This window comes from Borreliella americana (genome assembly GCF_021043605.1).
GTDB classification, from domain to species: Bacteria; Spirochaetota; Spirochaetia; order Borreliales; family Borreliaceae; genus Borreliella; species Borreliella americana.
This window is the reverse complement of the sequence record NZ_JAJNFB010000001.1, coordinates 135052-146627: the sequence shown is the minus strand read 5'-3', so window position 1 is coordinate 146627 and position 11576 is coordinate 135052. Positions and strand designations below refer to the sequence as shown.

At 29.9% G+C, this 11576-nt stretch carries 18 protein-coding genes; 1 reads left to right on the top strand and 17 read right to left on the bottom strand.

The features are described 5' to 3' along the window. A partial coding sequence (gene der, locus LRB30_RS00765) for a ribosome biogenesis GTPase Der (protein WP_231018618.1) occupies positions 1-1094 on the bottom strand: 1094 nt, incomplete at its 3' end. An 86-nt stretch (positions 1095-1180) separates the two neighbouring features. On the opposite strand from der, the gene LRB30_RS00760 reads away from it, so the two are divergent. Then, on the top strand, positions 1181-1927 hold the full coding sequence (locus LRB30_RS00760) for a GerMN domain-containing protein (protein WP_231018617.1): 747 nt from the start codon (positions 1181-1183) through the stop codon (positions 1925-1927). Here LRB30_RS00760 and LRB30_RS00755 read toward each other — a convergent pair. From LRB30_RS00755 to LRB30_RS00680, 16 genes are all read right to left on the bottom strand, one after another. Beyond that, entirely contained in the window at positions 1924-2715 is a 792-nt protein-coding gene (locus tag LRB30_RS00755) for a TlyA family RNA methyltransferase (protein WP_231014113.1), read from the bottom strand. The two genes, LRB30_RS00760 and LRB30_RS00755, sit on opposite strands and share 4 nt — an antisense overlap. Next, complete coding sequence (locus LRB30_RS00750; protein ID WP_231014111.1) at positions 2696-3484, bottom strand: TIGR00282 family metallophosphoesterase; 789 nt, start codon at positions 3482-3484, stop codon at positions 2696-2698. The genes LRB30_RS00755 and LRB30_RS00750 overlap by 20 nt, the downstream gene beginning before the upstream one ends. After that, complete coding sequence (gene rny / locus LRB30_RS00745) at positions 3474-5006, bottom strand: ribonuclease Y (protein ID WP_231014110.1); 1533 nt, start codon at positions 5004-5006, stop codon at positions 3474-3476. The genes LRB30_RS00750 and rny overlap by 11 nt, the downstream gene beginning before the upstream one ends. A gap of 72 nt (positions 5007-5078) precedes the next feature. Continuing rightward, positions 5079-5450 carry a 50S ribosomal protein L17 gene (rplQ, locus tag LRB30_RS00740; protein WP_231014109.1) on the bottom strand — a complete coding sequence of 124 codons (372 nt, stop codon included), beginning with the start codon at positions 5448-5450 and terminating at the stop codon, positions 5079-5081. A 21-nt stretch (positions 5451-5471) separates the two neighbouring features. After that, positions 5472-6506, bottom strand: coding sequence for a DNA-directed RNA polymerase subunit alpha (locus LRB30_RS00735; protein WP_231014108.1), 1035 nt, complete (start codon positions 6504-6506; stop codon positions 5472-5474). Between the two features lie 15 nt (positions 6507-6521). Next, positions 6522-6914, bottom strand: coding sequence for a 30S ribosomal protein S11 (gene rpsK / locus LRB30_RS00730; RefSeq protein WP_231014107.1), 393 nt, complete (start codon positions 6912-6914; stop codon positions 6522-6524). A gap of 27 nt (positions 6915-6941) precedes the next feature. Then, positions 6942-7319, bottom strand: a complete 378-nt coding sequence (gene rpsM / locus LRB30_RS00725; RefSeq protein WP_231014106.1) for a 30S ribosomal protein S13 — start codon at positions 7317-7319, stop codon at positions 6942-6944. A 17-nt stretch (positions 7320-7336) separates the two neighbouring features. Then, positions 7337-7450: a 50S ribosomal protein L36 gene (rpmJ, locus tag LRB30_RS00720; RefSeq protein WP_002557090.1), complete on the bottom strand. Its 114-nt coding sequence runs from the start codon at positions 7448-7450 to the stop codon at positions 7337-7339. A gap of 12 nt (positions 7451-7462) precedes the next feature. After that, positions 7463-8767 (bottom strand): preprotein translocase subunit SecY, encoded by a 1305-nt coding sequence (gene secY, locus LRB30_RS00715; protein WP_231014105.1) that lies wholly within the window; start codon positions 8765-8767, stop codon positions 7463-7465. A gap of 12 nt (positions 8768-8779) precedes the next feature. Then, the gene (gene rplO / locus LRB30_RS00710) at positions 8780-9217 is read right to left on the bottom strand and encodes a 50S ribosomal protein L15 (protein ID WP_231014104.1); all 438 of its coding nucleotides are present in this window, start codon (positions 9215-9217) and stop codon (positions 8780-8782) included. After that, complete coding sequence (gene rpmD, locus LRB30_RS00705; RefSeq protein ID WP_002657114.1) at positions 9217-9522, bottom strand: 50S ribosomal protein L30; 306 nt, start codon at positions 9520-9522, stop codon at positions 9217-9219. The genes rplO and rpmD overlap by 1 nt, the downstream gene beginning before the upstream one ends. A 3-nt stretch (positions 9523-9525) precedes the next feature. Next, the gene (gene rpsE, locus LRB30_RS00700; protein ID WP_231014103.1) at positions 9526-10023 is read right to left on the bottom strand and encodes a 30S ribosomal protein S5; all 498 of its coding nucleotides are present in this window, start codon (positions 10021-10023) and stop codon (positions 9526-9528) included. 18 nt (positions 10024-10041) lie between these two features. Continuing rightward, positions 10042-10401 carry a 50S ribosomal protein L18 gene (gene rplR / locus LRB30_RS00695; RefSeq protein WP_231014102.1) on the bottom strand — a complete coding sequence of 120 codons (360 nt, stop codon included), beginning with the start codon at positions 10399-10401 and terminating at the stop codon, positions 10042-10044. A 17-nt stretch (positions 10402-10418) separates the two neighbouring features. Continuing rightward, positions 10419-10961: a 50S ribosomal protein L6 gene (gene rplF / locus LRB30_RS00690; protein ID WP_231014101.1), complete on the bottom strand. Its 543-nt coding sequence runs from the start codon at positions 10959-10961 to the stop codon at positions 10419-10421. Positions 10962-10977: 16 nt separating this feature from the next. Continuing rightward, positions 10978-11376, bottom strand: a complete 399-nt coding sequence (gene rpsH / locus LRB30_RS00685) for a 30S ribosomal protein S8 (protein ID WP_184107264.1) — start codon at positions 11374-11376, stop codon at positions 10978-10980. Positions 11377-11385: 9 nt separating this feature from the next. Further along, positions 11386-11571, bottom strand: coding sequence for a type Z 30S ribosomal protein S14 (locus LRB30_RS00680; protein WP_002557082.1), 186 nt, complete (start codon positions 11569-11571; stop codon positions 11386-11388). Between the last annotated feature and the right edge of the window lie 5 nt (positions 11572-11576).

The following is an 11576-nucleotide window of genomic DNA, read 5'->3' as shown; positions in this document are numbered from 1 at the left end:
ATCCATAAATTTAACATTTTATTTAGATCTGAAGTACTGGTTTTAAGCTCAAGCTGATCTTTTAACTTAAAAGATTCTTTAAAAAGAGAATCTAAGCCTATCTTTTTATGAACAGAAATTCTAAATATAGGAGCAAAATTTAAAATAGGAAAAAAAAACTTCACACGACTCTTTAAGGCTTCAAAATAACCTTTGGATTCCTCCACAAGATCCCATTTACTAAACACGATAATAATTCCTTTTCCCTTTTTAGCAGCACAATGTGCAATCTTTTTATCCTGAGAAGTCAATTCTTCTTTAACATCAATCAACAAAAACACAATATCTACCATGTCAATTACTTTTAATGCTCTATTAACAGAATAATATTCAACAATTTCATTTACTCTTGCCCTTCGCCTTATACCAGCTGTATCAATAATCTCAAAAACCTTTCCATTTTTAGTAAACTTAGTTTTAATAAAATCTCTAGTAGTACCAGGTTGATCCGAAACAATTGCAATTTCATTTCCAGATAAATAATTAATAAGGGTAGATTTGCCTGAATTGGGCTTACCTATAATTCCAACCTTAATATCAACTCCATTCTCAATATTAGATTCACCAACTTCTACTTTTAAGAAATCTCTAAGCTTAGTAATGCCTCGACAATGGGCTGCACTAACCATAAAATAGCGCTTGAATCCTAAATTATGAAATTCATGAGCTAAACATTCCTTATCTTTAGTATCTACTTTGTTTAAGACCAAAACAACCTTATTACTATATTTTCTCAGTCTTTCAATAATCTGATAATCTTCAAGTAAAATTTCATGAATATCTAAAACCAATAAAATTAAATCCACTTTTTCTAAAGAGCTTAAAACCTTTTGCACAACAATTTTACTAATCTCATCTTTCAAGACAGTAAACCCACCAGTATCAATTAATTTAAAATGAAAAGAATCAACCTTACAAACCTCTTCAACTAAATCCCTAGTAACACCGTAAGCACTCTCGGTTATACTTCTTTTTGTATTTAAAATTCGATTAAATAAAGCAGATTTACCAACATTTGGTCTGCCAACAATAAGAACCTTTTTATAATTAATCAAAGCAAATAAACCTCTTTATTTATTCCGATATTTCCATTATAATAGCAAATATTAGTATTTATGCCAATTACACATGAGTGTTTATATTGAAAAGAAAAAAAAGTTCAAGCTCAACCAAATCAGACATACTTTTAATTTTAATTGCTATTGTTTTAACAATAATTAGTGTGCTATTAATAATCAAAAATTCACTTATTATGCATATTTTTAAAGAAAAAAATTACGATAACAGTTTATTCGAATCAAGTCAAACGCAGAATAATAAATTAATTGAAGCTAAAAAAACTACCAATAAAAATACAAATATAAAAATACTTAAAAATGAAAGTTTTTTAATCCAACCACCAGAAATAAAAAAACTTGAAGAAGAACTTAAGAAAAACCAAAGAAATAATAACCTTAAAAACAAAAAGTTTATTAAACTTTATTTTATAAAAGTAACCCCAGAAGGTTATTTTTTAAGACAAACTGTAAAAAGAGCCATATATTATGACAAAAACATTCTTGAAGAAACACTAAAATCTTTAATCAAGGGACCAAATGAATACGAGCTAAAAAATAATTTTTTAAGTTTAATCCCTATAAAAACCAAGCTTTTAAATTTACGCCTAAGCGAAGGAATTGCCAAAATAAACTTATCTAAAGAATTTTATGAAAATAGTTTTGGAATTGAAGGAATAATTAATCAAATCGCTCAAATAATCTTAACATGTCTTGAAATTAAAGGAATTGATGGAATAATTTTAACAATAGAAAATAATCCAATAATACTTGAAGAATTAAACTTAAATTTTTCGGGAATATTAAATAAAAAGACTTTAGATAAATATTAAAATTCAATATCGCTAAGCAATTGCATAGAACTTACAATATTTAAAACACTTGACTTGACAACTAAAAACATGAATTCTTGGTTACCTTTTTTACCTTTGGTTTTTACCTTTAATATATTTTTAACTTGTAATTTATTTTTATAGAATTTTTCAATCACACTTTGCAAAATTATCTTCAAATAATTAACATTCACAACACCATTAAAATTTTTTATATCTAAATTTAAACCTTTAAGCTCAAACTGAGGTTTAATTAAAACTAAAATAAAATTATCAGAAAGTTTATCTATTAAATTTACACATATACTTATTGATGATCTAAAAGAAACATCTACAACGGCAAAATTAGGAATAATCTTAAATTCTGTAACATTAAAAATATTAGTTCTCTCTAAAACTTTAACTCTTGGATCAATTCTTAATTTATAAGAAAGTTGATTAATGCCCACATCAATTGAATAAACAAAATTGGCACCACACTGCAATAGACAATCGGTAAAACCGCCGGTTGAAGAGCCAACATCAACACAAATTTTATTTTTAACTTTGATCTCAAAATCTTTAAGAGCCTCTAAAAGCTTGTACCCTCCTCTTGATACAAATGTTTGACAAGAACTCTCAACCAAATCTATTTTGCTTGTTTTGTTTATCAACATTTTAGGATTTTTTTCTTTATGAGAATTTACATATACATTACCTTTTAGAATTAAGATCATTAATTCTTCTCGTGTTTTTTCTGGATACCTTTTACAAAGTAAATTTAATAAATTATTTCTGAATCCTTTCAATTTTTAAAGCACGACCTGTCTTTAAATTAGAAGTAATAATAACTCCTTGTAAAATTGTGTCATCTTCAACAACTTCAGCTCTCAAAGGGGTATATTCAAGGAGCCCTTTAAGAGAAATATCGGGATTAAATCCTATCACAGAATTTAATCCGCCTGTCATTCCAATATCACTAATATAGGCTGTGCCTTTTGATAATATCCTTTCATCTTGAGTCATAACATGGGTATGAGTACCAACCACACCTGTTACAAAACCATTTAAAAAATATCCAAAACTTTCTTTTTCATAATTACTCTCAGCATGAAAATCTACAAAAATAGTTCTAGCCTTATTGTTCAACATATTAACCAATTTTTTTGTATTATCAAAAGGATTTTTAACAATAAAATTCATATTTAAAACCCCTTGAACATTAACAACAGCAACCTTTTCATCTTTAATAGTCAAAAAACAATAACCATGCCCATCTAAAAAATCTGAAAAATTATTTGGCCTTAAGATATATGTTTGCTTATTTAAGTAATCATTTATTTTGTAATTAGAATACACATGATTACCGGTAGTAATAACATTAACGCCTGACCTAAAAAGATTATTTGCTATTTCTGGAGTTATTCCAAAACCATTTGAAGAATTTTCTCCATTAGCAATTACCAAATCTATTCTATATTTATTCTTAATGTTTTTAAGATTAAAAAAAACTTTTTTTAATCCACTTTCGCCTATTATATCCCCAATTATCAAGGTTTTAATAGTGCTATCTTGCATATTCAATAACTCTAGTTTCGCGAATAATTGTAACTTTAATTTTTCCAGGATATCTCATTTCGGCTTCTATCTTCTTAGCAATATCTCTTGCGAGTAAAATTGATTTTTCATCATTAATCAAGGCATTGTCAACAATAATTCTAACTTCACGACCAGCTTGAATAGCATAACATTTTTGAACACCCTCAAAACCATATGCAATGTCTTCAAGTCTTTTAAGTCTATTTATATAGTTATTTAAACTTTCCCTTCTTGCACCAGGACGAGATGCTGAGATAGCATCTGCTATTTGAACCACAATAGCCTCAAGACTTTCGGGCTTCACCTCATTATGATGTGCAGCAATAGCATTAACAACAATTTCGCTCTCTCCACAACTTTGAGCAAGTTCAGCACCAGTAATAGCATGTCCTTCGCTGTTATCAGAAATACTTTCCATCCCCTTCCCAATATCATGCAAAAGACATGCTCTTTTTACTACAACAGGATCTAATTTCATCTCTTTAGCTAAAATTTCTCCTATTATAGCCGCTTCTTTAGAATGACTTAAAACATTTTGACCATAACTACTTCTAAAGTAAAGCCTTCCCAACCCTCTAATAAGTCTCTTATCAAGCCCATGTATATTAAGGTCAAAAACTACCTTCTCACCTTCTTCTTGAATAATGCTATTTATCTCGTTGGTAACATTATACACAACTTCTTCAATCCTAGCAGGATGAATTCTTCCATCTGTAACAAGCCTTTCTAAAGTCCTCTTAGCAAGCTCTTTTCTTATTGGATCAAAGCAAGATATAACAACAGCTTCAGGCGTATCATCAATAATAATATCCGCTCCTATTAAAGTCTCAAGAGCCCTAATATTGCGCCCTTCTTTGCCTATAATCCTACCTTTCATCTCATCATTAGGTAGTTCAACAGAAGCCACTGTAAACTCAGAACTTACCTCTGTAACAATACGCTGCATAGTAGATACTAAAATATCTTTTGCAACCTTATCTGCTAATAGTTGTGCTTCCTGTTCACTTTTATTGATAATAACTTGAGCATCTCTTTTAGACTCATGTTCAATTTTTTCAATTACAATTTTTCTTGCGTCTTCTCTTGTAAGACCAGAAATATTTTCTAATCTTTTAACAAGATCGGCCTCTTTTTCTCTTATTACTTTTTCTTTTTGTTCAAATTCTTTAATTTTAAAATCAACTCTAGATTGCTGCTTATCAAGAGCAGATATTCTCTTATCTAAGGTTTCTTCTCTTTGTAATAATCTTTTTTCTAGATTAACAATCTCATTTTTCCGATCTCTTATATCCCTATCTTGCTGGTTTTTTTCTTTAAGCATTTGAGATTTTGCATTAGCAATAATTTGCCTTCTTTCATTTTCTATCTCTAATTGTGATTCTACTCTTAATTTTTTCAGATTTTTTTCTAAATCTAATAAAGACAATCTACCTAAAAAAACTCTTACTAAAAATCCTAATATAAAGCCAGCAAAAATAGAAGAAAAAATAATATATATCATATCATTTAACTCCTATCCTGTTTAAAAGCAATTTAAAATTTAATCTTTAAAACAGTGTGCCCAAATTATTAATTATTCAACTTTTAAAGGCTTTTCAACTAATTCTAGGATAGCCATTTCAGCCGAATCTCCATATCTTTTTCCTAATTTAATCATACGAGTATACCCACCACTTCTTTGTCTAAAAACAGGAGAAATTTTGGTAAATAGCTTATTTAAAATATATTTATCATGTATAAATTTTGATAATTCTCGCCTATTATGCACAGTATCAACTTTTGCTCTTGTAATCAATCTTTCAGCAAATCTTTTAACTTCGAACAATTTTGCCTTAGTAGAAGAAATTTTTTCATGCTTTAAAAAAGAAATTACCATATTTTTTAAAAGTGCTCTTCTGTGACTAGACTTCCTACTTAATCTATTAAAACCTAATTTTGTTTTCATGAAACAGTCTAAACTCTCCTTTTATTCAGATATTTTAACATTCTTACTCAATACAGATAGAGCATCTTCTTTAGACATTCCTAAATATAATCGATAAGAATCAAGTTTTTCGATTATCTCTTCTAAACTTTTTTTTCCAAAATTTCTAGCTTTAGAAAGCTCTTCTGCGTTTTTACTAATAAGTTCCCCTAAGGTCTTAACATTTTCTTTAGCTAAACAATTTAAAGATCTGACTGATAAATTCAATTTCTCAATACCCATATCAAGTAAGTTAGAACTTTCTGATTTTGACTTATTAAAAGATGTATTAACATTGTCTTCAAAATCAACAAGGGGAAACAAAAACTCTCTTACTATTGATGCGGCCTTTTTTATTGCATCTTTGGCAGATATAACACCCGTAGTCCAAATTTCCATTACAAGCTTGTCATAATCTGACCTTTGGCCAACTCTAGTATCTTCTACAGAATACGAAACTTTCTCTATAGGAGAAAATATAGAATCTAAAGCAATAACATTAACTTCTTCTAAATACTTAGAATTTTGCTCAGAAGACACATAACCTCTGCCATAATTAATTTGAAATTCAAGATCTAAATCCACATCATGTGATAAAGTAGCTATAACTAAATCTTTGTTAAAAACCTCAACTCCATCTCTTTCAAAATGAGAAGCTTTCAAAACATTGGTATCTTTGCCGCTAACACTAAAGCTTATTGTCTTTCTTTGCTCTCCTTCTCCAAGTTTCAAATGGATATTTTTAATATTAGCAATAACTTCAAGAGTATCTTCAGAAACTCCAGGAATCAAATCAAATTCACTTGAAACAACCTTTGACGAAGAGTCTTTATTGTTAGATTGAACTCTCATAGCAGTAATCGCATACCCTTCAATAGAAGAAAGTAACACACGCCTTAAAGTATTACCTATAGTAATCCCAAAGCCTCTTTCAAAAGGATATATCGTAAATTTACCATAAGACCCATCACCTTGACTTTTCAAAAATTCAATTTTTTCAGGTATAGTAAAATCTTTCAAAAATTTTTCCACAGGCATCATAACTCCTTCTAGTTAAACTCGTCTGGTTTTTTTAGGTCTGCATCCATTATGAGGAATAGGAGTAATATCTGAAATTGATTTTACAGTCATACCAATCGAACCAATAGCCCTTATTGCAGATTCTCTACCAATGCCCGGACCTTTTATATACACATGAACATAATTAATTCCAAAATCTCTCACTTTATTTAAAGCAGACTCTGCTGTTATTTGAGCAGCATATGGGGTCGACTTTTTAGCCCCTTTAAAACCCATTCCACCAGCACTTGCCCAGGCTAAAGCATTACCCTTTATATCAGATACAGTAACTATGGTATTATTAAAAGTAGCTTGTATATAAACCCTTCCTTCTCCGATATTTCTTTTGATTTTTTTTTTACTATTAGTTGATAATTTTGCGCTCAACTTGCCCTCCAAATCTTAAAAACTATTTTACTTGCTAGCTATTTTCTTATTAGCTACAGTCTTTCTTTTTCCTTTTCTAGTTCTTGCATTCGTTTTAGTTCTCTGTCCCCTTAATGGCAATCCTTTTCTATGTCTAACGCCCCTATAACACGCTATATCCATAAGTCTTTTAATAGACATTGCAACTTCACTTCTAAGTTTCCCCTCTACAACATAATCACTCTCAATTGCCTTCCTAAGTCGATTAACCTCATCATTATCTAAATCTTTTGCAATTTTACTTGGAGAAATATTTGATTTATTGCAAACTTCCAAAGCTCTTGTTCTACCTATACCATAAATAGAAGTAAGCGCTATTTTTAATTGTTTATTATTTGGTAAATCTATTCCCGATATTCTAGCCATTTTATTTCCTCTAATTTTTACTTTTGTCTTTGTTTATGCTTTAAATTATCACAAATAATTCTTAATACGCCTTTTCTTTTTATAACCTTACATTTTTCACAAATTGGCTTTACACTTACTCTAACTTTCATAATCAAACACTCCTAAATTTTTTGCAAAAATGCATAATTCTTTTTATTTCCGTGAGAAAATCCTTGAGTTTTCAAATAAGCATCAACATGAATCAATGTATCAAGAGCAACTCCTACCATAATAAGCAAAGAAGACCCCCCTATTATTCTAGAAACATCATGCGGAAATCTAAAAATATTTTGCACTAAAAATGGGATAATTGCAATAATTGACAAAAAAATAGATCCTGAAAATAAAGTTTTATTCATAATTTCATCTAAATATTTTTCCATCTCATCAGACTTTATTCCCGGAATAACACCCCCATTCTTACGAATATTATTGCTTATATCTTTGGGGCTTAATTGAATCTTAGAATAAAAATATGTAAATCCAATTATCAAAATTACATTCAGAAAAGTATAATAAAAACCATTGGGCCTTAAATAAGATAAAATTTGTCTAGCTATAGAAGAAGTTTCTGCAAAACCGCTTAAAATTTGTAAAGGCAGAGTAATTAAAACAGAGGCAAAAATAACAGGTAAAACACCCGATGGATTCAACTTGATTGGCAAATATGAACTAACTGTGCTATTAGAATTTGCCCTGGCATAATGAATGGTAATTCGCATTTGAGCCTTATATTCATATATAATTAATATAACAACTAAAATAAATATACTTATAATAAGTATAACAAAAACAGGATTAACATTTTGAGAAGGATCCTGCATGCTTTGGAATAAGTTAAACAAAGCCGCCTGAAGTCTAACAACTATGCCAGAAAAAATTATCAAAGATGTTCCATTGCCTACACCTCTTTGATTAATTTGCTCTCCAAACCACAAAAGGATAAATGTACCGGCAGTAACCGTTAAAATAGCAATAAATATATATCTATAAAAGGGAATGGTAACAGCACCCGGAATACCCTTAGCATAAAGACTTGTTGCGTATCCTTGAACTACAGCTGCAACTATTGTTAAATATTTTGTATATTTTTTAGTCTTTTGTCTCCCTCCGTCACCTTCTTGCATTTTTTTCAAAGAAGGAAAAGAATAAACAAGAAGCTGAACAATAATAGATGCCGAAATGTAAGGTCCTATACTAAGCATAAATATAGAAAAATTACTAAAAGCTCCCCCTGAAAAAAAATCAAAATAATTAGCAATTGAAAAATCTGATTGCGACTTAAAATAACTTTTAAGCGCTATAGAATCTATTCCTGGTATCGGCAAATATGAACCAACTCTAAAAAGAAAAAGAACAAATAAAGTAAACAAGAACTTATTTCTCAAATCCTTAACGGTAAATAAACTTAAAAACAATTCTTTCATCTTTATTCCACTTTAAACTAATTTAATAGTACATCCAATTTTTATTACAAGGTTTTCGGCCGATTTAGAAATTTTAGAAACCTCAAAAGAAACTTTTTTTGTAAACTTGCCATTAGATAAAATCTTAATTTTTTTATTTTTCTTTTTTATAAGTTTATTTTCAAGTAAAGTATCATAATTGACAACTTGTCCATCCTGAAATTTTTTATCTATATCTCCAAGATTAACAATCGCATATTCCAATTTATAATCGCTATTAGAAAAACCTTTCCTCGGCAGTCTTCTATAAAGAGGAGTCTGCCCACCTTCAAATCCAAGTCTTGGCGAAGTATTTCTTGCTTTTTGCCCCTTTTGACCTCTTCCAGAAGTTTTACCAAGCCCTGAACCCGGGCCTCTGCCAACAATTTTACGTCGCTTACTCGCCCCCTTAGGCTTTAACAGGTTAAACATTACATTACCTCGCTTAATAAAATCATATTAATAGTCTCGTTAAGCATGCCCTTAATAGATTCATTTAAAAAATGCACCTTTTTATCGCCTATTTTATTTAAACCTAATGCTTTTAAAACTTTGACCTTTTTATTTAATTTCCCAATAAGACTTCTTACAAGAAAAACTTGTACATTAATATTGTTTTTAGAAATAATTTTTCTATTATTTTCCATTCTTCTAATAAAACATTTATTCTTAGACCTAGACCTTGAAGCATTAAACCTAGCTTTCTTTAGTTGTAATCTTAATTTCCTTTTAATCATATATTAACCCCATAAAGTTTTCAAAGTTTTCCCTCGCATTTCTGCCACTTTTTCAGCATTCAAAACTAAATCAAATGCCTTAAAGGTTGCCTTTACTACATTCATAGAATTATTAGAACCAAGAGATTTGCTCAAAATATCATGCACTCCTAAAGCCTCCATTACAGCACGAACGGGCCCCCCTGCAATAACACCAGTACCATGAGTAGCTGGTTTGATAAAAACTTTGGCTTTTTTAAAGCAACCAATAACCTCATGTGGCAATGTTCCTTTTCGAATAGGAACAAATCTTAAATTTTTCCTAGCACTTGTTAAACTTTTTTTTATTGCATCACTAGCATCATTAGCTTTACCAAAGCCCCAACCAACATGTCCTTCCCCATCTCCAACAACCATGAAAGCAGCAAAAGAGAATCTTCTCCCGCCCTTAACGACCTTAGTAACTCTGTTGAGTGATATTAATTTTTCTATCTGCTTTCTCTGAGCCTGAACATCTACCATAAATACACTCCCTTAAACTTAAATATTAATACCAAACTCTCTCAAAGAAGTTGCAAAACTTGCAATAAGTCCATGATACTTATAACCATTTCTATCAAAAATAAGATTATTTATATTTTTCTCCTTAAGCCTTTTAGCAAGAACTTCTCCAAGTTTTTTTATATCATCAATATTCTTGCCTAAATTAAGACTTTTTTCAATAGTAGAAATACTTACAACAGTATGTCCCTTACTATCATCTATAACTTGCGCATAAAAATACCTATTAGATTTAAATATGGTAATTCGTGGCCTACTAGCTACTCCTCGCCCTATTTTATCCTTTATTCTTTTTTTACGTCTAAGCTTTCTCTGTTCTGCTTCTTTTATTTTTTTCATAATTATTAACCCAAAATTTATTTTTTTACACCAGATTTTCCGACTTTTCTTCTAATAACTTCATTATCATACTTAATACCTTTTCCTTTATACGGCTCTGGTTTTTTTAAACTTCTAATCTCAGCAGCAACTTGACCAACCTTAAATTTATCTATTCCTTCAACAGAAATTTTAGTATTTCCATCAAGCTTTACACTAATACCATCTGGAATAACATATTCAAACTGAGTTGAATAACCAAGGCTTAAAAAAAGGCTATTACCTTGTTGCTCTACTCTATACCCTATACCATTTATAGTAAGAGACTTAGAAAATCCCTCAGTCACTCCTTTTACCATATTAAAAATCAAACTTCTGTAAAGACCATGGTAAGCTTTTGCTTTTTTATCATTAAAAACCCGATCAACAACAATACTGCCATTCTCAACTTTAACATTAATACTGTCTTTTATATCTTGAATTAATCTTCCTTTAGTGCCTTCAACTATCACTAAGTTGTCTTTAACATCAACCTTAACAGCATCTGGAATCTTTATTGGAAGTCTTCCAATACGTGACATACATCCCCCTATTAAACTACCAAACTGAGCAAATCAACTCACCACCTATTTTTTTATCTTTAGCTTCCTTGCCAGTAATAACACCTTGAGAAGAAGATATAATTAATATTCCATATCCATTCTTTATTCTTGGCATATTTTTATATGAAGAATAAATTTTTCTACCGGGAGTGGAAATGGCATCTATTTTATTTATAACAGGATTTCTTTTGCTGTCATACTTTAGCAAAACCCTAATAAAAGCAATTCCTTCCTTTTCTAAAAAATTAAAATCCTTAATATAACCCTCTTCTTTAAGAATGTTTAATATTGATTTATTCATATTGGACATCTTTAAATCTACAGATCCATGCCTAACTCTGCTTGCATTTCTTAATTTAGTTAGCATATCTCCTACTGAATAAGTAATCGCCATAAAATTCCCTTACCAACTTGATTTTGAAACGCCAGGAATTAATCCTTCAGACGCATACTTTCTAAAACATATTCGACACATACAAAAATCTCTTAAATATCCTCTTGGACGACCACACAACTTACATCTATTATTTTGCCTTGTTTTATACTTGGGCTTTCTTAAAGCCCTAATAATCATTGATTTTTTTGCCATATACC